General features: G+C 44.4%; 22 protein-coding genes. 11 read left to right on the top strand and 11 right to left on the bottom strand.

Annotated elements, in window-relative coordinates; all coding sequences use genetic code 11:
- Nucleotides 1-154: 154 nt before the first annotated feature.
- Both B2W60_RS01320 and B2W60_RS01315 read left to right on the top strand, forming a co-directional pair.
- Nucleotides 155-736, top strand: coding sequence for a peptidylprolyl isomerase (locus B2W60_RS01320; protein WP_292361462.1), 582 nt, complete (start codon nt 155-157; stop codon nt 734-736).
- A gap of 17 nt (nt 737-753) precedes the next feature.
- Complete coding sequence (locus B2W60_RS01315) at nt 754-1506, top strand: UDP-2,3-diacylglucosamine diphosphatase (RefSeq protein WP_292361461.1); 753 nt, start codon at nt 754-756, stop codon at nt 1504-1506.
- Here B2W60_RS01315 and B2W60_RS01310 read toward each other — a convergent pair.
- The 8 genes from B2W60_RS01310 to ffh form a co-directional block, all read right to left on the bottom strand.
- Complete coding sequence (locus B2W60_RS01310; RefSeq protein ID WP_292361460.1) at nt 1498-2223, bottom strand: thioredoxin fold domain-containing protein; 726 nt, start codon at nt 2221-2223, stop codon at nt 1498-1500. The two genes, B2W60_RS01315 and B2W60_RS01310, sit on opposite strands and share 9 nt — an antisense overlap.
- 13 nt (nt 2224-2236) lie before the next feature.
- Nucleotides 2237-2722 (bottom strand): YajQ family cyclic di-GMP-binding protein, encoded by a 486-nt coding sequence (locus B2W60_RS01305; RefSeq protein WP_292361459.1) that lies wholly within the window; start codon nt 2720-2722, stop codon nt 2237-2239.
- Between the two features lie 69 nt (nt 2723-2791).
- Entirely contained in the window at nt 2792-3697 is a 906-nt protein-coding gene (gene xerD / locus B2W60_RS01300) for a site-specific tyrosine recombinase XerD (RefSeq protein ID WP_292361458.1), read from the bottom strand.
- A gap of 119 nt (nt 3698-3816) precedes the next feature.
- Nucleotides 3817-4161 (bottom strand): 50S ribosomal protein L19, encoded by a 345-nt coding sequence (gene rplS / locus B2W60_RS01295; RefSeq protein ID WP_292361457.1) that lies wholly within the window; start codon nt 4159-4161, stop codon nt 3817-3819.
- Nucleotides 4162-4174: 13 nt separating this feature from the next.
- Entirely contained in the window at nt 4175-4918 is a 744-nt protein-coding gene (gene trmD, locus B2W60_RS01290; RefSeq protein ID WP_292361456.1) for a tRNA (guanosine(37)-N1)-methyltransferase TrmD, read from the bottom strand.
- Between the two features lie 8 nt (nt 4919-4926).
- On the bottom strand, nt 4927-5448 hold the full coding sequence (gene rimM, locus B2W60_RS01285) for a ribosome maturation factor RimM (protein WP_292361455.1): 522 nt from the start codon (nt 5446-5448) through the stop codon (nt 4927-4929).
- A 21-nt stretch (nt 5449-5469) separates the two neighbouring features.
- Nucleotides 5470-5718 carry a 30S ribosomal protein S16 gene (gene rpsP, locus B2W60_RS01280; RefSeq protein WP_226071152.1) on the bottom strand — a complete coding sequence of 83 codons (249 nt, stop codon included), beginning with the start codon at nt 5716-5718 and terminating at the stop codon, nt 5470-5472.
- Between the two features lie 86 nt (nt 5719-5804).
- Nucleotides 5805-7175, bottom strand: coding sequence for a signal recognition particle protein (gene ffh, locus B2W60_RS01275; protein WP_292361454.1), 1371 nt, complete (start codon nt 7173-7175; stop codon nt 5805-5807).
- A gap of 156 nt (nt 7176-7331) precedes the next feature.
- Between ffh and B2W60_RS01270 the strand changes: the two genes are divergently transcribed.
- The 9 genes from B2W60_RS01270 to B2W60_RS01230 all read left to right on the top strand — a co-directional run bounded on the left by B2W60_RS01270 (nt 7332) and on the right by B2W60_RS01230 (nt 17647).
- Nucleotides 7332-8129 carry a cytochrome C assembly family protein gene (locus B2W60_RS01270; protein WP_292361453.1) on the top strand — a complete coding sequence of 266 codons (798 nt, stop codon included), beginning with the start codon at nt 7332-7334 and terminating at the stop codon, nt 8127-8129.
- A gap of 4 nt (nt 8130-8133) precedes the next feature.
- Entirely contained in the window at nt 8134-9417 is a 1284-nt protein-coding gene (locus tag B2W60_RS01265; RefSeq protein ID WP_292361452.1) for an HlyC/CorC family transporter, read from the top strand.
- Between the two features lies 1 nt (nt 9418).
- Complete coding sequence (locus B2W60_RS01260) at nt 9419-11347, top strand: hypothetical protein (protein ID WP_292361451.1); 1929 nt, start codon at nt 9419-9421, stop codon at nt 11345-11347.
- 58 nt (nt 11348-11405) lie between these two features.
- Nucleotides 11406-13874 carry an AsmA family protein gene (locus B2W60_RS01255; RefSeq protein ID WP_292361450.1) on the top strand — a complete coding sequence of 823 codons (2469 nt, stop codon included), beginning with the start codon at nt 11406-11408 and terminating at the stop codon, nt 13872-13874.
- Nucleotides 13875-13926: 52 nt separating this feature from the next.
- Nucleotides 13927-14976: an A/G-specific adenine glycosylase gene (gene mutY / locus B2W60_RS01250; protein WP_339612300.1), complete on the top strand. Its 1050-nt coding sequence runs from the start codon at nt 13927-13929 to the stop codon at nt 14974-14976.
- On the top strand, nt 14973-15239 hold the full coding sequence (locus B2W60_RS01245; protein WP_292361449.1) for an oxidative damage protection protein: 267 nt from the start codon (nt 14973-14975) through the stop codon (nt 15237-15239). The genes mutY and B2W60_RS01245 overlap by 4 nt, the downstream gene beginning before the upstream one ends.
- A gap of 307 nt (nt 15240-15546) precedes the next feature.
- On the top strand, nt 15547-15756 hold the full coding sequence (locus B2W60_RS01240; RefSeq protein WP_069295769.1) for a cold-shock protein: 210 nt from the start codon (nt 15547-15549) through the stop codon (nt 15754-15756).
- 307 nt (nt 15757-16063) lie between these two features.
- Nucleotides 16064-16816: a DUF4197 domain-containing protein gene (locus B2W60_RS01235; protein WP_292361448.1), complete on the top strand. Its 753-nt coding sequence runs from the start codon at nt 16064-16066 to the stop codon at nt 16814-16816.
- Between the two features lie 66 nt (nt 16817-16882).
- Nucleotides 16883-17647 (top strand): elongation factor-1 alpha, encoded by a 765-nt coding sequence (locus B2W60_RS01230; RefSeq protein WP_292361447.1) that lies wholly within the window; start codon nt 16883-16885, stop codon nt 17645-17647.
- 406 nt (nt 17648-18053) lie between these two features.
- Here the strand turns inward: B2W60_RS01230 and B2W60_RS01225 are convergent, their stop codons facing one another.
- The 3 genes from B2W60_RS01225 to ung form a co-directional block, all read right to left on the bottom strand.
- Entirely contained in the window at nt 18054-19943 is a 1890-nt protein-coding gene (locus tag B2W60_RS01225; RefSeq protein WP_292361912.1) for an ATP-binding cassette ATPase Uup, read from the bottom strand.
- A 3-nt stretch (nt 19944-19946) separates the two neighbouring features.
- A complete protein-coding gene (locus tag B2W60_RS01220; RefSeq protein ID WP_292361911.1) occupies nt 19947-21839 on the bottom strand; it encodes an ATP-binding cassette domain-containing protein in 1893 nt (630 codons plus the stop codon).
- A gap of 64 nt (nt 21840-21903) precedes the next feature.
- Complete coding sequence (gene ung, locus B2W60_RS01215; protein WP_292361910.1) at nt 21904-22602, bottom strand: uracil-DNA glycosylase; 699 nt, start codon at nt 22600-22602, stop codon at nt 21904-21906.
- Nucleotides 22603-22750: the final 148 nt, after the last annotated feature.

Here is a 22750-nt window from a genome sequence, read left to right as displayed (position 1 = left end):
AGTTAAATGTGAACGCGCATTATACGCTGTCAGCGGCGTCGGGTAACAGTGCTGTTTCGTTATGTTGCCTCTGAAAAAGGTTTTTAATTGTCTTCACCTGAATGGCATTGATGCTCTATCATGATAGTTTTTTGCAATTTTTGGACAAGCTACCATGAAATTACTCTATCGCCATCTGGCCCCCCTGTTTTTTGCTTCGTTTTCGCTGGCAGCTCAAGCCGAAGGCGGTAGCGCACAACCAAAAGTAAAGCTCACCACCAATCATGGCGATATTGTTATCGCGCTGAATGCTGAAAAAGCGCCTGAAACGGTTAAAAACTTTATTCAATATGTTGAATCAGGCTTTTACGATGGCACCATTTTTCATCGCGTCATTGAAAACTTTATGATTCAAGGCGGCGGGTTTGATGAATCATTCAAACAGAAAACAACTGAAGCGCCAATTCAGAATGAAGCAGATAACGGCTTGAGCAATACAAAAGGCACTGTCGCGATGGCGCGGACAGGCGATCCGCATTCTGCAACGGCACAGTTTTTTATCAATACTAAAGATAATGACTTTTTGAACTATCGTGGCAAAACCATGCAGGATTGGGGATATGCGGTTTTTGGTGAAGTCATCGAAGGTATGGATGTGGTTGATGCGATTCGCAAAGTAAAAACCACTATGCGTGGAGGTCATCAGGATGTACCGGCTGATGCAGTAGTGATTGAAAAAGCGATTATGGTCGATTAATTCAACACATCCATCAAATGAAAACCCTGTTTATTTCAGATTTACATCTTAGTCCTGACCAGCCGGAGTTAATCCGGCTGGCCACTGAGTTTGTTGCAAAGCAATCTGCTGTGGATGCGTTTTATATTTTGGGTGATATATTCAACACTTGGCTTGGTGATGATTTAATCCCGGCTGAATTTGAGCCGTTTATTCAAGCGTTACAAAATCAACAGCAAAATGGCAGCAAAATTTACCTGATGCAGGGTAATCGTGATTTTATGCTTGGGGAAGGATTTGCCCGACTGGTTGGCGGAATTTTATTGGATGATCCTGTCGTGGTAAGTCTTTACGGGCATTCTATATTATTAATGCACGGAGATAGTTTGTGCACCGATGATGTGAGTTATCAGCGATATCGCAAAGTCGTCCGTAAGCGATGGTTACAAAAGCTGTTTCTGGCGATGCCGCTGACCATACGGCAACGTATTTCCGATAAAATCAAAGCCAAAAGCAAGCAGCAAAAACAATATAAACAAGCTCAGATCATGGATGTCAATCCAGCTGCTGTCCGACAGGTTATGAAGCAATATCACGTTAATTTATTGCTGCATGGTCATACTCATCGACCGGCTATCCAACCGCTTGAGCCTGTACGAAATATTTCAAACTATCGAATTGTATTAGGTGATTGGCAGCCTGCCCCCAGTTATGTCGAAATCACTGCTGAAAAAATACGTCTGGTAGATACGCGTTTACCTCAGGGTGAAACCCATCTCCTGTTAACTTGAACCAAGATATTCATCCAGAATTTCACGTAATTTTTCTGGTAGCACATACCCTGGTAACATTTGACCATCTTCCAGAAAAATAGCTGGCGTTCCACGAACACCTAGCTTTCCGCCAATTTCAAACTGCTCGGCAACCGGATTGTTTTCACATAAAGAGGTTTTTTTCACTTCACGCTGGGCTTTGGCATCCGTCATTGCTTTCTGAGGGTCTTTGGCACACCAGACTTCGATTAATTTATTCGCCGACTCCGATTCTGCGCCGGCACGAGGATAAGCCATATACCGAACGGTAATACCCAAATTGTTATAGTCTTTGATCTGACGATGCAACTCGCGACAGTATCCACAATCAATATCGGTAAAGACGGTTACGGTATAGACAGGTTTTTTAGCCGCGAAGACAATCAGATCATCCTCATTTAATTTGTCCAACAACCCTTTTTTCACTTCAATCCGACGGGTTTCGGTAATGTTTTCACGTGATTCGAGCGACAATAAATCACCTTGTACTAAGTATTTTCCATCCGCGGTAAAATAATAAATTCGATCATCGATAATGGCTTCATATAATCCTGACTCGCCAACAGGAGACAATGACTGCAATTCCATTTCGGGTAATTGTTTTTTTAGTTCGGCTTTGAGTTTTGTCATATCATCAGCATGAACAAGGCTCATGCATAACAATAATGGTAACCATACCAGTCGGCTTATTTTCATTCGTGTGGTTCTCTTAATCTCGAAAATTATTGAATTGCAGTGGCATATCAATTGAATCATGGTTTTTCAACAACGCCATGACCTGTTGCAGATCATCACGTTTTTTGCCAGTCACTCTGACGCTGTCCCCTTGGACTGCTGCCTGAACTTTAATTTTGCTCTCTTTTATCAGTTTAACGATGGTTCGCGATAAGTCTTTTTCGATGCCTTCACGCACCAGCACATCCTGTTTACGCATCTTGCCATAGCCAACCGGATCCTTAAGTTCAAGGCAACTGATATCAATACCACGTTTCACCAGTTTCATTCTGAGAATATCGAGCAACTGATCTAATTGAAAATCACTGTTGGCAAACATGGTCAGCGCTTTGTCTGACTGCTCGACTTTGGCTTCGGTTCCTCGAAAATCAAAGCGGTTATCCAGTTCACGGTTTGCTTGATCCACCGCATTGGTCAGTTCATGCTTATCGACTTCAGAAACAATATCAAATGAGGGCATTATGGCTTCTCCCAATCTAATTAAATTTTAACCCGGCAGTTTAACATCAGCTTACATAGCAGCGGAAACTCAACCTCGCGGATGATGTTGATTATGCATTTGCTGCAATCTGGCTTTGGCAACATGGGTATAGATTTGTGTTGTTGATAAGTCTGAATGACCCAGCAGAAGTTGAACGACTCTTAAATCTGCACCATGATTTAACAAATGCGTGGCAAAGGCATGACGCAAAGTATGTGGCGACAGCGGTTTATCGATATCTGCCAATTTGGCGTAGCGTTTGATAATGTACCAGAATGCCTGACGGGTCATTGATTGCCCGCGACGGGTTGGAAATAGGTCATCTGTGACCTGGCCTTGCAGTAACTGAGGTCGGCTTTCAAGCAAATACAATTGCAACCAGTCCAATGCCGTTTCACCTAATGGAACCAATCTTTCTTTATTGCCTTTACCAATACAGCGGATCAGGCCCTGTCGCATATTCAATTGTTCAAAGGTTAATGCCACTAATTCTGAAACACGTAACCCGGTGGCATACAACACCTCGAGCATGGTTCTGTCACGCATGCCCAAAGCGGTTTCCGTATCAGGCTGAGTTAACAAGTTGATAACATCTGCTTCAGATAAACTGCCTGGCAAGGATTTACCCAATCGCGGAGATTCCAACATTGCTGTAGGATCCGAATCACGGATCCCTTCACGACATAAATAACGATAATAACGGCGAAGACTAGATAATAAACGCGCATCACTGCGCACCTTTTTTCCATCCCGCATTCGTTGCTGCAGATAACGCTGAATATGTTCACGCTCTGCATTGGTTAATGTCACATCAAATGGTTGTAACCAGCTGGCAAACGCCACTAAATCATGTTGATAAGCGGTTACCGTATTATCACTTAACCCGGATTCCAGCCACAGCGAATCAATAAAGCTTTGTAGATGACTCAGTTGTATATCACTTGGCTTTGTCATGGGGCTGCATCAGTTAGACCATATCGCATAATAGCAACTTCAAGGCACAAAAAAGGGACAAAGCTGAAATCAACTTTGTCCCTTTTTCTATATGCAACGGATCAAACGACCCGTCGGACTTACAATTTTTCTTTGATGCGTGCCGCTTTACCAGTCAGGTCACGCAAGTAGTAAAGTTTCGCACGGCGAACATCACCACGACGTTTCAACTCTACACTGGCAATGGTTGGGCTGTGTGCTTGAAAAACACGTTCAACACCAACACCGTTAGAGATTTTGCGAACAGTGAAAGCTGAATGCAAACCACGGTTACGTTTTGCGATAACGATGCCTTCAAAAGCCTGTTCACGCTCACGCTCACCTTCTTTTATACGAACTTTAACAACAACCGTGTCACCGGCAGAAAAATCCGGAATATCGGTTCTCAATTGTTCAGCGTTCAGCTGATCGATAATGTTACTCATTGTTTGCTCCCAACTAATCCTGCCCGCGCTCGGCAATAAATTCTTCCAATAAAGCAGCCTGCTCTGTTGTTAAAGTTATCATTTCCAACAAATCAGGTCGCCGTAACCATGTTCGTCCTAAGGACTGTTTGAGACGCCACTGACGTATTGCCTCATGATTTCCACCTAACAGTACGGCTGGCACTGTCTGGCCATTTAACGTTTCAGGGCGGGTGTAATGCGGATGATCCAACAGACCACTCATAAACGAATCCTGCTCAGCAGATTCGGCATCACCCAACACACCAGGTAACAAACGGGCAATACCATCAATCATCACCATGGCTGCCAGTTCACCACCACTGAGGACATAGTCACCAATCGACCACTCCTCATCAATTTCCTGTTCTACCAATCGCTCATCGATACCTTCGTAACGACCAGCCAGCAGAATCATTGATTTACGTTTCGCCATTTGGCCTAACGCATGCTGATTCAGCTTTTGTCCCTGCGGTGATAGATAAATGACTTTTACCTTATCACCAAGCTGCTGTTTTGCCGTTTTAATCGCATCCAGCAGCGGACTTACTTTCATAACCATACCGGGGCCGCCTCCGTAAGGTCGGTCATCCACAGTCTGATGTTTATCAGCTGTAAACTCTCTCGGGTTTAGGTAATTAAGACTAAGTCTGCCCTGTTTTACCGCCCGCCCGGTTACGCCATATTCTGTTACCGCAGCAAACATCTCCGGAAACAAAGAAATTACAGATAGCTGCATTTCATTATTCAAAGATAGTCGGCTTGCCAATCAACCTGAATCAGTTTGTTTTCCAGATCAACCTGCAATACGGTTCTTTCCAAAACAAATGGAATCAGATATTGCGTATCCGCATCTTTTCCATTTACGACCAGAACATCATTGGCACCTGTTTCTAACAGGTGATCAACTATTCCCAGAACTTCATTTTCAGTGTTAATCACTGTCAGGCCAACCAGGTCAGCCCAGTAAAATTCATCTACATCAGTTTCGAGTAATTGCGACCTTTTAATCGCCAACTCTGAACCGATTAACGTCATGGCCTGATTGCGGTCAGTAACCTTTTCCAGGCTCATGACAACCGCTTTACCTTGTAACTGTCCGCCATTCACTTCGATTGGAACCCAATCACCATGGCGATGCACATAAAGCGGTTTGTATTCAAGGATATTGTCGCGAGGATCGGTAAAAGAAAATACTTTTACCCAGCCCTTAACGCCAAAAACTCCTGATATCTTCCCTACCGGGATAAATTCGCTGGCATCAGCCATCACGAGCCTCCCGGGTAGAAATTAAGCAGCTTTTTGTGCTTGCTTGATCAGCTGAGCAACACGTTCCGATGTTTGTGCACCCTGGCTGATCCAATGTTTGACGCGTTCTAAATCAATGCGTAACTCTTCTTCCTGGCCTTTAGCGATTGGATTGTAAAAGCCCAGACGCTCGATATAACGGCCATCACGTTTGCTACGTGAATCTGTTACGACAATGCCGTAGAAAGGACGCTTTTTAGCGCCACCGCGTGTCATTCTAATTGTTACCATAAACCTACCCGTTGGAAATCTGGATGGAAAAATAGAGTTATTTTACGCACTTATCGCAGCTTTGCAAAGCTGTAAATACGATTACCTTAAAATGGCATGCCACCACCGCCCATTGGCAGTTTTCCACCAAGGCCGCGCATCATTTTTGCCATACCACCTTTCTGCCCCATTTTTTTCATCATTTTTTGCATTTGAGAGAACTGTTTCAGTAAGCGATTTACATCCTGAATCTGTGTGCCAGAGCCTGCTGCGATGCGTTTTTTTCTCGAGCCTTTTATTAATTCAGGGCGACGTCGCTCTTTAGGCGTCATCGAATTAATCATCGCTTCCATTTTAACCAGCTCTTTATCATTGGCCTGGTTTTTAACAGCATCAGGAATTTGCCCCATGCCGGGCAATTTATCCATTAATGAAGTAAGCCCGCCCATTTTGCTCATTTGCTGCAATTGATCGCGAAAATCCTCAAGATCAAAGCCCTTGCCTTTTTTAAGTTTGTTGGCCAGTTTTTCAGCTGAACCCGCATCAATTTTCCGTTGTGCTTCTTCGACTAAAGAGAGAACATCGCCCATTCCCAAAATTCGGGAAACCACACGATCAGGATGGAAGACTTCCAAAGCTGTTGTCTTTTCACCCACACCCATGAATTTAATGGGTTTACCGGTAATATGACGAATAGATAAAGCCGCACCACCACGAGCATCACCATCCGTTTTGGTCAAAATCACACCGGTCAACGGTAAAGCCTCGTTGAATACCTTGGCAGTATTGGCAGCATCCTGGCCGGTCATACTATCAACCGTAAACAATGTTTCTGTTGGATTAATTGCCGCATGAATATGTTTGATTTCGCTCATCATGTCATCATCAATATGCAGACGACCTGCTGTATCAATAATCACTACATCAACATATTCAAGTTTTGCCTGTGCTACGGCAGCTTGTGCAATCGCCACTGGATCCTGGCTGGCATCACTGGGGAAAAATTTCGCTTCAACATCAATTGCAAGTGTCTTTAACTGTTCTATCGCCGCTGGCCGATAAACATCAGCACTCGCCACCATGACGGATTTCTTTTGTCTTTCTTTCAGAAAGCGGGCCAGTTTTGCCACACTGGTGGTTTTACCCGCACCCTGTAAACCCGCCATCAGAATAACCACCGGCGGCTGACTATTCAGATTAAGACTGTTGTCTTCATCGCCCATTATGGCAACCAGTTCGTCATTAACAATCTTGACGAAAACCTGGCCTGGGCTAAGGCTGCGCATCACATCCTGTCCCATTGCCCGTTCTTTTACTTTTTCAATAAAATCGCGGACAACCGGCAATGCAACGTCGGCCTCAAGCAAAGCCATACGTACTTCACGCAGCGTTTCTTTGATATTGTCTTCGGTGATTCGACCCTGTCCACGCAGTTTTTTGAGGCTACCGGCGAGTCTGTCACTTAGGCTGTCAAACATAATGTATCCTGCATCGTTTGGTGTCTGAAAATCAGTACTATGTAGATAGGTATGGCATTATAACTGATATGATATCCGGTGAAGCGGCTTATCGTTTATGATTTAAGCTTAGCGTTTAACCGGATAAACATTATTGGAACTTAAGGATCTCCCCTCATGGCCATTGCCAACGCATTAGCCTTCCTACTGTATTTAAGTAGCAGCGTTATTCTGATCCGTGACTTTGTCAAACGCGATCATAATGGGAATAAACTTGCCTTACCGATAGGCATATTGACCACATTAGCGCTGTTATTCCATGCTGCAGATATTTATTTCACCATGAAATTTGCCCAAGGTTGGGATCTTAGTCTGATGAGCACGTTATCTATTGCAGCCTGGTTAATGGCATTTATCGCGATGTTAACGGGTTTGCGTTCTCAGATAGCGCATCCTGGAATTGTAGTATATCCACTGGTAGCTTTATGTTTAATGTTCAGGGTCGAAGCACCGGGTAGCCAACAAACTCTCAGTGATCCTGCTTTGGAATGGCATATTTTACTATCACTTACAGCGTATGCCCTGCTTGCACTAGCCGCAATGCAATCGATTATTCTGGCCATTCAGGAAAAACAGTTACGACATAAGCATGCCGGCGGCTGGGTTCGCAAGCTCCCCCCACTCCAGACAATGGAAAAGGCATTATTCCAACTACTCTATGCCGGTTTTGCATTATTGACATTGGGACTGATTACGGGCTTTGTGTTTGTTAACGATTTTATAGCTCAGCATGTGGCACATAAAACCGTATTCTCAATTATTGCCTGGCTGGTTTTTGCAGCCTTGTTATGGGGCCGCAATCAATATGGCTGGCGTAGCCAGACTGCCGTAAAGTGGACCTTATCCGGTTTTGGATTTTTACTACTGGCGTATGTTGGTAGCAAATTAGTCCTTGAATTCTTAATACAAAGCTAAACTGATGCTGGAAGATACCTCCTTAATCGCGCTGTTTCTCATTCTGTTTTTCCTGTTGGTGTTATCAGCGTTTTTTTCCAGCTCTGAAACGGCATTGATGTCATTGAACCGTTATCGATTAAAACATCTTGCCCAACAGGGTCATCGCGGTGCAATGATTGCCAGCAGTCTTTTGGCAAGACCAGATCGTTTGATCGGTTTAATCCTGCTGGGCAATAATTTTGTGAATATTTTTGCCTCGGCTATTGCCACCGTTATCGGGATCAAGCTACTTGGCGAGAACGGTATCGTCGTGGCGACATTCACCTTAACTTTAGTGATTTTATTATTTGCTGAAGTCACGCCAAAAACACTTGCCGCCCTACATCCCGAACGCGTGGCTTATCCTGCCAGTTTTGTATTAAAACCTTTATTGTTCATCCTTTACCCTTTAGTGTGGTTTACCAGCATTATTACCAATCGTTTGCTGCGCTTGTTTGGTGTTTCTCGTGAAGATGCAACCTCAACAGCCATTAACATAGAAGAATTGCGGGTGGCTCTAATGGAAGCCGGCAGCATGATTCCAAACCGCCATAAAGATATGTTGATGAGTATTCTGGATCTGGAGCAGGTTACGGTAAACGATGTAATGGTCCCGCGTAATGAAATTGAAGGCATCGATATCAATCAGCCATTTGCTGAAATCGTTAAACAACTTTCCCATTGCGGGTATACCAGACTGCCCGTCTATCGTGACAGTATGGATAATATCGTTGGCATTTTGCATGTTCGTAAAGCACTGAATCTTATGACTCAGGACAACCTGAATCTACAAACGTTTGAGAGCATTGTTAAAGAAGCTTATTTCGTTCCAGAAGACACGCCTCTCAATACCCAATTGATTCAGTTTCAACGTAAACTGCGCCGCACCGGTCTGGTGGTAGATGAATATGGTGACTTATTAGGTTTGATCACACTGGAGGATATCTTCAGAGAAATTGTCGGTGAATTTACCGCCAATACCATTGATGATGAAAAAGAAATTCATCCTCAGAGTGATGGAAGTTATCTGATAAATGGTTCGGCAAATATCCGCGAATTGAATCGAACATTGGATTGGGGCCTGCCAACGGATGGGCCCAAAACCATCAACGGTCTGGTTTTGGAATATCTGGAAAGTATTCCTGATCCCGGGGTAAGTTTACGTATTAACGATTATATTATCGAGGTCATTCAAACCGCAGACAATGCCATCAGAACGGTTCGGCTTCGTCAGCTGCAGCCTTCTTCAGAGGCGGAGCAAAGTTAAATTGGCTAATCTGCGGATACGATGCTTCGGCTTCACAGATGCAGATCATCAACAGCTGCAGGCCTTATTATCGCAGTACAATTCATCGTTGAATTACCAATGGCAAATCAGCCGATTAGGACATGCCGTTTTATATTTTTACAATATCGACAATGCCGAAGGTTTAAAAGCCTGGCAACATCGGGATATCAACCTGCTTAATATTTACTGTAGCCGGCGTAAAATCAATCATGAAAAAAATCTGCTGCAGATAAAATTACCGTTAACCAGTAGTAATTTATTTTCTGTCTTCGCTTTTGCTGAAAGACATTTTGCCCAATCAACTAAATTATCAGCTAAAGGTTTTCATTTTCTGCAATCCCCTGCCAAAGTAATCAATCCCCGATTATTCAGCATGTGGCTGGGCACCAAATTGCTGGGAACACAGGCGAAGCCTGCAGCAGATCTTCCTAAACTGCATTTACTGACCTCGGTGGTGAGCAGTGAGCAACGCGGAGATATCATTACCGATCCTGTCCTGTTGAAAACCTGGTTATCTCAGCTTACAGATGATCTGCCGCAACGACTGTCCATCCTGCTGGCCAACTTACAATCCATTAAACAACAGCATATTTCCGAAAGCCGGCAGATTAACCTGCTCGATGTTTATTACCTCGAGCTTAAACGACTTTTATTAAGCCGTGACAGTAAAATTATTGCTGCCGAGTCCAGCCTGAAAAGACCCACACCAAAAAACCTGACTAACTTTAGCCAAACTTTGCGTTGTCTGGCCGAGTTATATTTCACTTTGGCGGACAAACACTATCAACGTGGTGAACGTCCGGCCGATCAGACCCGATTTCTGTTTTGTTTAAACCGCGGCAGTGAGCTAATTGCCTTACAAATTTTGCATGCCACTGTTCATTATCGAACCGCACCGAAAGATTGCTGGTTACAGTTAAATCAACTGTTAATTTACCTTGAGAAAGCCAAAGCTCTGGATCTTAAACCTGAAATATCGCCGCTGGTCAGCAGTGATAGCTTTGCACATATATATAAGCTCATTGCGTTAACGGTTATTGCCGACCCCTACAGCCTGTCGAAACATTCTGTCATACGCCTGTATTCAATGCTTTCAGAAGTGGTTAATAAAGTTTTGATTACTGATATTCCGCCACAACAGCAAGTTCTGGAGAATGCCTTTTTATTAACCGGCTTTTTCTGTATTGAAGCAGAGACAGATCAAGCCCCGAAGGCCATGTCAAAAACACCACAACTAATACGTCAGATACCTGATAACCGCATGTTACAGACTCAGGACGTGTTAACCATTCTCGGGCAAAAACTTATACCAATAAATAAGCAGGAAAACAGGTTGGATTTACTGCTGATTCGACAGGTTATGCCCCAACTGGCAGCCAGTTATCAACGACAGTCTCCCAGAAAACAGTTAATCGAATCTGGTTCTGTTGAACTGGTTCACGGGTATGCAGCCATTGTTAACTTTCTGAATGGGGCAGCCTCACCCAGTATGAAAACGATGGTATTAAATAACTCTGAACATGGCAGCTTACTGCTGATTACCGAATGCAACGATAATATTGATGTAAACGAACTGGTTTTGCTTAAAATGCAAAACTCACTGCAACTGGCCACCATTTGCTGGTTTTGCAATGATTGGCAGAATAATGCCCAGGCTGGTCTCAGCTTAATCGACGGTACGCCGGAAATTGCGACCTGTCAGCCTAAGTCCGGAAATCTTGTATATCCTGCATTACAATTAAATACTCAAATTCCAGCACTTATAACCCAGAAAGGTGTCTTTAGCCCTAAACGGCAGTTAACTGTATTTAATGCCAAAGGTGATCCTCTCAACGTGGAAACCAAGGATGTTTATTCGGCCACACTGGATTATGAACGCTTCACCTATATCATTAAAGCCGGTTCATAAACGTCGTCAAATGGCTTATCATCATTGTAATACACCCATCTAAGTACAGGATCAAAGCATGCGCACCTTTATCAAACTGATTATCGCAATCATCATCATCGCTATCGCTGCTCTCGCAGCACTTCCGTTTATCATTGATCCTAATGACTATAAAGACGAAATTGCGGCACAGGTTGAAAAAGCCACAGGTCGTAAATTGACCTTACAGGGAGATATAGGCTTATCTGTCTTCCCCTGGATAGCACTGGAGCTTGGTCCTTTATCTCTTAGTAATGCCAGTGGCTTTAAGGCTGAATCATTCGCCAGCGTCCAGGCGGCTGAAATTCGTATTAAACTGATGCCTTTATTGAAAAAGCAACTGGAAATGGACACAATTGTTCTGGATGGTTTGTTATTGAATCTGGAAACAAATGAACAAGGTGTGACCAACTGGGATGATCTGACAAAGGCGGATGAGATCTCAGATGATGCGACCGCCACTACTTCTGAAAGTCCTTCAACTGAACCTTCGGGTGGACTGGCTGCAATCAGTATCGCAGGGGTTAAATTGACTAATGCCAATGTATTGTGGTCAGACGCCAGTAAAGATGAAAATTTTCAACTGCGTAATCTCAATCTTGATACTGATCCTCTGGTTCCCGGACAACCAACCGCTTTAACAACATCGTTTGACCTTATCAGCAGTAAGCCTGAAGTCAAGGCCCATATCAAACTCGACAGCAAGGTCATCGTTGATTTAGAAAACCAGATATATGCATTGGAATCACTCAAATTCAACACGGTAGCCAATAGCTCTGCTATGCCGTTACAACAGGCTAATCTGGATCTTCAAGCCGATATTAACGCAAATATGGCCAGTGAACTGGTAACAATCAATAATTTGAAATTGGATTTACAGGCGACCGGTTCAGATCAAAAAATCAATGCCAGTGTTAATGGATTAATCGAAGCCAATCTGGGCAGCCAGCAGCATCGCATTACTAATCTGGCGATCACTGCAGACATCGAAGATGAAAAACTGCCAGGCGGCAAAGCCAAACTGGAAGTAAACAGCAATATTATTGCCAATCTGGCAGATGAAACCTTTCAAGCCAATGACCTCGTTATAAAACTAGCCGATCTGACAATGAGTGGCCGGTTGCAAGGCGACAGGATTTTGTCGGATGATCTGGCTTTTAATGGCAATGTACAGGTCAAACCGTTCAATTTACGTAAATTAGCTAACGATTTAAAAATTGAATTACCGGAAATGGCAGATAACACCACACTGGAACTGGTTCAGTTGAGCAGTGAAATCAGCGGCAGTAAAAATTCCATTAATGCCAAAGATTTACAACTGACACTTGACCAAAGCCAATTTGCTGGTCAATTTGGTATCAGTAATTTTGAAAAGCCGGCCTATACATTTAACCTGACATTGGATCAGATTGATGCCGATCGCTACTTACCACCGGCTAAAGAAGACAAAGAAAATACAGCCAAAGAAGTTGCTACACCATCCACTGCCGCCACAGGTGGTGCAAGTGAATTACCATTAGAGACATTGCGGGATATCAATGCCAAAGGCAGCTTCAAAATCGGCAAACTTAAAGCCAGCGGTATCAGTAGCGAAAATATACTCATTACGATTGATGCCAAAGACGGGTTGATTAAACTCAGTCCTTTAGCGGCAGATCTCTATATGGGAAAGTATCAGGGTAATGTCAGCCTGGATGCCCGTGCAGACAGCCTGAAACTGGCTGTAGATGAAAACCTGCAAGGTGTGCAGGCTGGGCCTTTATTAAAAGATCTGACCGGTAATGATCGTATTTCTGGAACCGCCAATGCCAGTGTAAAGCTTAATGGCAGTGGTAAGGATGTTGATGCCATTAAACAAAGCCTGGATGGCAACGGCGCATTTTCCTTTACTGATGGCGCATTGAAAGGCATTAATATTGCTGAAGCCATTCGTCAGGCTAAAGCACTGCTTTCCGGTCAGAAAGCTGCTGAGTCTAATGAACCGGTACAAACTGATTTCAGCAGTCTAAAAGGCACATTTACAGCAAAGCAAGGTATTGTTAATAATCAGGATCTTGAATTGATGTCGCCATTGTTACGCGTCACTGGTGCGGGCGATATTGATATTCCAAGAGAGGTCATTGATTATGCGGTTCGCGTTTCGATCGTGGGAACTGCTGAAGGCCAGGGGGGCAAAACACTGGAAGATCTTAAAGGTCTGACCATTCCGGTAAAAATTACGGGTAGTTTTGACAATCCAAGACCAAAAGTTGATATGGCCTCGGTTATCAAAGACCAGGCCACTGGTGAAGTAAAAGCCAAAGCCGAAGAAAAACTTAAGGAAAAGCTGGGCGACGGGCTTGGCGGTTTGCTTGGTGGTAAGCTCGGTATTGAATCTAAATCTGACGCCTCTTCAGAGCCCGTTGAAGAATCAGCAACAGAAGAAAAAACATCCGAAGAAGCGCCTGAAAAGGAATCTTCACCATCAACAGAAGACCTGCTGAAAGAAAAACTCAAGGGTTTATTCTAATCAATGACAAACTAAAGGCCGTGCTCATTCCGGAACACGGCCTGATTCTATTTTGACTTCAAGCACTTTCAGTGACCGTTTATTAGCGTGGTATGACCAACATGGTCGTAAGGATTTACCGTGGCAGCAAAATGCCTCGGCTTATCATATCTGGCTTTCGGAAGTGATGTTGCAGCAGACTCAGGTTGCTACGGTCATCCCCTATTATCAGCGTTTTATTGAGAAATTCCCGCATATTGATGCCCTGGCTGACGCACATGTCGATGACGTTCTGAGTCTCTGGTCAGGACTGGGTTATTATGCTCGTGGTCGTAACCTGCATAAAGCCGCCATTCAGATGCAACAACAGCATAATTCTCAGGTGCCTGAGGATTTTCAGTCATTGTTACATTTGCCGGGAATCGGGCGTTCTACAGCAGGGGCTATTATGGCACTTGCTTTTCATCAGCGTTTCCCGATTCTTGACGGTAATGTAAAACGGGTACTGGCACGATATGATGCGAGCAACATCTGGCCAGGAGAAAAACACGCTGAAACAGCCATGTGGCAACGCGCAGAAGAGTTATTACCCTCAACGCGAATTGCTAATTACATTCAGGCACAAATGGATTTAGGCGCAACCCTGTGTACTCGCAGTCGCCCGGACTGCCAAAGATGTCCACTAATAACCGATTGCCAGGCCTACGCTTCCGGTGACCCCACATTATTCCCAGTCCGTAAAACCAAAAAGCAGCAACCTGTACGTCAAACTAATTGGTATATATACATTCATCAGGATAACCACATATTACTGGAACAACGTCCACAAAGTGGCATCTGGGGTGGTTTGTGGAGCTTTCCTGAAGCCGCGGCTCAAGTAGCAGATAACATTCTGCCGGTAAAAAATGCTGTCTTTCAATCATCAATGCCTGAAATCAAGCATGTTTTCAGTCATTTCAAATTAACGATCCACCCCCATATTTTCACTGCAGATCCCATTAATATAGTTGCTGAGAATAATCAGCATATCTGGGTTAAAATAGACAAGGCGTTAACACTGGGCTTACCCGCCCCGGTTAAACAATTAATTGAATTCTTATCATCAACCGAGAGGATGCTATGACACGTACCGTGCATTGTGTAAAACTCAACAAAGAAGCAGAAGCACTCGACTTTCCACCTTATCCCGGCGATCTGGGCAAAAAAATCTATGAGACCGTCTCTAAAGAAGCCTGGCAAATGTGGATAGCACATCAAACTATGCTGATAAATGAATATCGTTTATCTCTTGCAGATCCGAAATCCCAGGCTTTTTTAAAAACCGAACTGGAAAAGTTTTTCTATGGAGAAGGTTCTGAAACGCCAGCTGATTTCAAACCGGTTTAAGCTGAAATTTGAGGGAAGTCGCGCATTTTAACTGTGCACGCAGTTTGAAATTTGCCAATCTACATTTTCATTAATGCCAGTTAACCAGAACGATAAAATCCTTATAAATTCATATATTTCAATAAATTACAGTTTTTTTTGCCGTTTTTACAGCTAATTTTAACCCTAAAAAAAAATTGTAAACTCCAAAATAAATGTGACTTTTTGTTAAATTTTGGGCGTACAATGCGATTAACCCCTTTTTAAGGGGTAGTGTAAGCTGACTTAGGAGTTAAGTTAGCAGAAGATTTAAGATATTGAGGTTGATATGGCAGAGCAAGTTACAGGTACAGTGAAATGGTTCAATGACGCAAAAGGATTCGGTTTTATTGAACGCGCCGATGGTCCGGATGTTTTTGTACATCACAGCGCGATTAAATCAGATGGTTTCAGAACTCTGAAAGAAGGCCAATCTGTCACGATGGAAGTGACACAAGGTCAGAAAGGTCCACAAGCGGAAAACGTTGTCCCTAGCTGATAACACGATCCGATACAGAAATGAAAAGCCGGTTAAACTTTTAGCCGGCTTTTTTTTGTTCGTTATTCTAAAACTGGCATAAAAGATGGCTTGACGCTTATTGAGTCATACAGGCACTATCAAAGTTTAGGTCTGATGATCTTTTTGCCTTTGTTATGAATTGAAAAACGTCACGCAATGCGCGAGGAATGCGTATAGCAGTTCCATATTAGCGACAGGCAATTACAGTTTGTGTGTTTTTCAATCCCACTCCTAAGGACTGGGCTCTGAAAGATCAGCAGCTCTTCGGTATGAAAGGAATGACATTATGAAATTTTCGGCAACGTTTACCTCCATCGTTTTTTTATTCTCGTTACTGGCAACCTCCCCCAGCCATGCAGACTGGAAAAAATTCCTGGAAGACTTCAGTAAATCAGGCAGTACAGCACTTGAATCGTCACAAGGTTCGGATTTAAGCGCTGATACTATTGCGAACGGCTTGAAAGAGGCACTGGAAACCGGTACCAGAAAGGCGGTGGAAAATGTCAGCAAAGAAGGTGGTTATCTGAACAACCCGCAAATCCGTATCCCTTTACCACCGCGTGTACAACAAGCCGCTGGCTTAATGCGTCAGCTGGGCCTGAATAAAATGGCAGACGATTTTGAACAAAGTATTAATCGGGCTGCAGAAAAAGCTGCACCACAGGCAACGTCAATTATGATTGATGCCATTAAAAGCATGACCATTGATGATGCCCGTAACATTCTTAATGGCGAGACTGACTCGGCTACGCGTTTTTTTGAAGATAAAACCCGTGGCAAGCTGGCCGGTTTATTTGAACCGATCATTGATACATCGCTCAATGAGGTTGGGGCTACCCGCTATTACAATCAACTGGACGATCAACTAAGCTCGGTCCCCGTTGTCGGACAGGATCTGAATCTGGATCTGCCGGACTATGTCACCGGTCAGGCGCTGGATGGTTTGTTTGTGATGATAGCGCAGGAAGAACAGAAGATCCGTAACAATCCAGCGGCACGAACATCGGAACTGCTGCAGCAGGTTTTTGGCAGTAAATAAAGTTTTCGGCTACTCAGAAAATGCGTGATGTAATAGAATAAACACAATAAAAATAAGGGAAACAACATGGCAAAAAATCACAACCTCAATCTCGCCAGTCAAGGCACATCATTAAAAGCACTATTTACCGGATATCTGGTTGTGGTCGCTGTGGGTTATCTGATGGCAATCGTACAGATTCAGCTGACTCATGGCCTTGCAGATGGAAAATATGGACTATCCGTTGATGACATCGTTTACAGCTATTACGGTAATAGAAGTAACTCTCTGCTCGAAAATAAATTACACGGTTCAATGAAATCCATGGCCACTGATGATGAACGTGAAAAAATCATTAGCTGGGTGCACGCTGGTGCCACCGAAGACGCGTATGAAAATGATGGTATTAAACAGATTTTTGAAACGAAATGTATTATCTGTCATAACGCAGATGCCGGTGGTGCAGTCCCGGATTACTCTGACTTCCAACAAATAAAAGAACGCGCGGTGGTGGACACTGGTGCCAGTATTACGGCTCTTGCCCGCGTTTCGCATATTCACTTATTTGGTATCGCATTTATCTTTATGTTTGTCGGCTTGATTTTCAGTTTAGCCGCCGGTGTACCAAAACCGTTAAAAGTGTTCGTTATTTCAATGCCCTATATTTTTCTGTTGATAGATATCAGTGCATGGTGGCTGACCAAACTGAATCCGAATTTTGCCTGGTTTGTAATGATTGGTGGTGGTGCAATGGCACTATCCTTTGCCTTTATGTGGGTAGTATCCATGTATGAAATGTGGATTCTGCCACGTATCCGTGAAGACAATCGTGACGCATTATTAGACGAATAACTCTTAACTTAAAAAAGCCGCTGTCTTGTCTCTCAAGGCAGCGGCTTTTTTTAGGGCTTGTTTATCTTTCATATCCACCACTGCTGGCGGCTATTTTTGTGTCCGACAAGGCGGAAAGCACGCCGTGTAGCCTTACTACATAAGTGATTGACAAATGAGTCTGGAACTCATTTGAACAGCTTAGCTGGCCGCGAAGCGGTGAAATACAGGGATGTATTTCATACAACGCAGGCGGGCGCAAAAATAGTCCCAGCCCTTCGGGTTGTGACTGAAAAAGCGCCACTCTGCGTTACTCGTCACTTATTTAGAATTACTAAAAGGCGCTCCTCGTGCCTTGATTGACGCTTTTTCAGCTCACAACAGAGGCGGAGATGAAAGATAAACAGCCCTAGCTGTAAATTTCTGACTAGGCGTTTTGCAATGCCTCCAGCTTTTCCCATTTATCAAAAGCGGCTTCCAGCTGCTTCTCTAAATCGGCCATTTGCTTTTGAGTTTCTTTAATTTTCTTAGCATCCTGTTGATAAAAGTCTGCTGCCGACATTTTTTCGGTTAACGCTGCAATTTTTTGTTCAAGTTTTTCAATTTCTAACGGCAAAGCTTTCAGATCCAGTTGTTGCTGATAGGTTAATGTCGCCTTTTTCTTAACCGGTTTTGGAGAAGCAGGCTCTAGTCTGACAGCCGGTTTATCCTGCTTAACGGACTGTTGGCGTTGTGCCAGCCAATCGTCATAGCCACCGACATATTCACGCACTTGCTGATCTTCATCAAACACAATACAGCTGGTGACCACATTGTTCAGAAAGCTGCGATCATGACTGACCAGCAGCATGGTACCGGTAAAGCCCAGTAACAAATCCTCCAGCAATTCCAGGGTTTCAGCATCCAGATCATTGGTCGGTTCATCCAAAACCAGTAAATTTGCGGGCTGGGTAAACAGTTTGGCCAGTAATAACCGATTACGCTCACCACCGGATAACGCTTTTACCGGGGTTCTGGCCCGATCCGGCGTAAACAGGAAATCCTGCAGATAACCAATCACATGTTTTCGGCTACCATTGATTTCAACAAAGTCTCTACCCTGCCCAACGTTGTCAACGACACTGGCTTCCTCATCAAGTTGACTACGTAATTGATCAAAATAGGCCACCTGCAGATTGGTGCCTAAACGCACTGTTCCGGATTCGGGTTCTGCCCGTCCCAGCAGAATTGACAGTAACGTACTTTTACCACAGCCATTGGGTCCGATAATACCAATGCGATCACCGCGCTGAATCACTGTTGAGAAATCTTTAAATAACTGCCGGCCATCAAATGCCTGACTGATATTCTCAACTTCGACCACCAGCTTGCCACTCCGATCGCCTTCCTGGATTTGCATCGACACATTGCCAAGCACTTCACGACGTTGGCCGCGTTCACGACGCAGTTTTTCCAACGCCCTCACCCGACCTTCATTACGGGTGCGTCTGGCTTTGATTCCCTGACGGATCCACACTTCTTCCTGGGCCAGCTTTTTATCAAACTGGGCATTCTGCTCGGCTTCGGCAGACAATAAGGCTTCCCGTTTTTGCAAAAAGCTTTTGTAGTCACCGGGAAAGCTCACCAGTTGCCCACGATCTAACTGCACAATACGTGTGGCCAAAGCCTGTAAAAAACTGCGGTCATGGGTAATAAACAATAAGGTGCCGCCGTAACTTTTCAGAAAACCTTCTAGCCAGGTGATAGAGCTGATATCCAGATGGTTGGTAGGCTCATCGAGTAGTAAGATATCCGGTTGGCGTACCAGTGCCTGAGCCAGAAGAACCCGTCTTTTCATACCACCGGATAAACTGGAAAACTCAACATCGGCATCCAGCGATAAACGGGAAATAACCGTTTCCACCTGCTGTTCGAGACTCCAGCCATCAACGGCTTCTAATTTATGCTGGGCTTTTTCCAGCTTGTTGAGTATTTGTTCACTACTATCATGTTGCAGTTGCTGAACAATATGGTGATATTCCACCAGCAAAGGCCCAACTTCACCGAGTCCATCAGCGACGACATCAAACACACTACCCGCCGTACCAGCAGGAACTTCCTGCTCCAGTCGGGCAATTTTTAACTCCTGCAAACCAACCATTTCACCGCTATCCGGCGTAATCTCGCCAGCAATGACTTTCATTAATGTGGATTTACCGGCGCCATTGCGGCCAACAAGGCAAACCCGTTCCCCCTTATCGAGCTGAAACTCGACTTTATCCAGTAAATTTGGGCCACCATAACTGACGGTCAGCTGTTTTAAAGACAATAATGCCACGGATTAAACCTCTGCAGTTTCTGCGTTTTCGAGTATTTCACTGGCATCAAGCCAGTCCATTTCAGCCTGCTCCAATGCAGACTTGGTTGCTGCTTGCTGTTGCAACAAGGTCTTCAGTTTTTCTTTATTCGCCATCTCATACAGTGAGGTATCAGCCAGCAAACCTTCAATTTTGGCTAACTCTGCATTCAGCTTATCAAGCACCTGCTCGGCTTTTTTGACCTGATTTCGCAAAGGCTGTAATTTTTGCCGTTGCTGTGCAGCGGCCTGACGGTCTAATTTTTTAGTGTTGTTACCAAGCGTATTTTTTTCGATGTTATTACTACTATCCCGGCCAAGTCTTAACTGACGATAGTCATCCAAATCGCCGTCAAATACCGTTGCCTTGCCATCCGCCACCAGCCATAAATCGTCTGTGACATTTCGCAAAAAATACCGATCATGGGAAACAACAACCAGTGCCCCTTCAAATTCCTGCAACGCCATATTCAGTGCCAGACGCATCTCTAAATCAAGGTGGTTGGTCGGCTCATCCAGCAATAACAGGGCTGGTCGCTGATATACTAATAAAGCCAGGACAAGACGCGCTTTCTCGCCGCCGGAAAACGGAGCGACGGGCTCCAGAGCGGTATCACCATTAAACCCAAAACCACCCAGAAAGTTACGGCAGTCCTGTTCGGTTGCCATGGGATCCAACCGCTGCAAATGATTTAAGGCACTATCCTCTGGCCGTAACTGTTCCAGCTGATGCTGAGCAAAATAGCCAATAACAATATCTTTACCTTCACGGCGTTTGCCAGTCAATGGTTGCAGCTCACCCGCAATCAGCTTGATTAGCGTGGACTTACCGGCCCCGTTCGGCCCCAACAGCCCGATGCGATCGCCGGGCGCAAGGTTAAGCTTGATATTGTCAATTAACGGCGTTTGCTGATAACCAACACTGGCTTTATCCAGCGCTAAAATTGGCGTGGTTAAACGCCGTGGTTGAAAAAAACTGAAATGAAACGGCGAATCCACATGCGCAGGGGCAATCTTTTCCATACGTTCCAATGCCTTGATACGACTTTGTGCCTGCTTGGCTTTAGTCGCTTTGGCTTTGAAACGATTCACAAAGTCACGGATATGCGCAATTTCAGATTGCTGTTTCTGATAAGCGGATTGCTGATTGGCCAGATGCTCGGCGCGTGCTACTTCAAAGTCCGAATAATTACCGGTATACAATTTAATGCGTTGCTGTTCTATATGGGCAATCTGCGTAACGACCCGATCCAGAAACTCACGGTCGTGCGAAATAACCAGCAGGGTTCCACTATAACTGCGTAACCATTCTTCCAACCAATATACGGCTTCAAGATCCAGATGGTTAGTGGGTTCATCCAGCAGCAGCAAGTCACTACGGCACATTAATGCCTGAGCAAGATTAAGTCGCATACGCCAGCCACCGGAAAATGTAGTGACGGCATTTTCCTGCTGATCAGCACTGAATCCTAGTCCATGAAGCAGTTTTGCCGCCCGACTGCGTGCGGTATAACCATCAATCAACCCTAATTTATCATGTAGCTGAGTTTGCAGATGGCCATCATTGGTTTGTTCTGCTTGTGTCAATTGTGTCAGCAACTGGTTAAGTTCTGCATCACCCTGCAACACATAATCAATTGCCGGTATATTAACCGCAGGGGTTTCCTGCGCGACATGCGCAATCACCCATGACTCAGGTAGAGTCAGGTCACCGCTGTCAGCGTGTATTTCATTCCGAATCATCGCAAATAAACTGGATTTACCCGTGCCATTAGCACCGGTCAAACCTACACGTTGCCCCGGGTGAATCACCAGGTTGGCCGCTTCAAACAGCAACCGTGGTCCGCGACGTAAAGAAAGTTGGCTAAGATTTATCATGGCGCGAATTGTATCAAGCCTGCCCATCGGCTGTATTGGAGAAATCTCTGTTACACAACAAAATTCAATCTGATGACAACTTGACCGAAGCAGGTAACTGCCAATCTATGGGCGTTTGACCGTGCTGTTGTAAATACTCGTTAGCCCGACTGAAATGTTTGCATCCCAGAAATCCGCGGTGTGCTGACAGCGGTGAGGGATGGGGTGCTTTTAAAACCAGATGTCGTTGGCCGTCAATGGCCGCCCCTTTTTTCTGCGCATAACTGCCCCACAACATAAATACGACATGGTCGCGTTGCTTATTAACCACACTGATCACCCTATCCGTAAACTGTTCCCAGCCTTTCCCCTGATGCGCATTCGCCTGACCGTGCTCCACGGTTAACACAGCATTGAGCAGCAAAACGCCTTGCCTGGCCCAGGCTTCCAGATAGCCATGTTTGGGGGGAATAATCTCCAGATCATTATTCAGTTCTTTATAGATATTCCTTAAGGAAGGCGGAATAGCCATGCCTGGCTTTACCGAAAAACATAAACCATGTGCCTGATCTGGCTGATGATAGGGATCCTGACCGAGGATCACGACTTTTACCTGTGATAATGGTGTCGTTTCCAACGCATGAAACCAATTGGACGAATGTGGATATATCACCTTATGTTGTGCTTTTTGCTGCTGTAAAAATGCCTTTAACTGCTGCATATAAGGCTGATCAAATTCATACTCAAGTAAAGCCTGCCATTCCGGCGCTTTTTGCAAAGCCATTTTCGCTTCCCGCTATTTAAAACCACATCATACTTATTTTGTTTTTATCCCTCATCATTGCAACTCAAATATAAACTTACCAGTCAGATGCAATTAGTTTGTCGATATTTGTTAAACCAGCTTTTAAGACTGATAGACAAGATCTATC

The organism is Methylophaga sp. UBA2496, assembly GCF_002341635.1.
Classification (GTDB): Bacteria; Pseudomonadota; Gammaproteobacteria; order Nitrosococcales; family Methylophagaceae; genus Methylophaga.
This window is presented reverse-complemented; position numbering and strand designations above follow the sequence as displayed.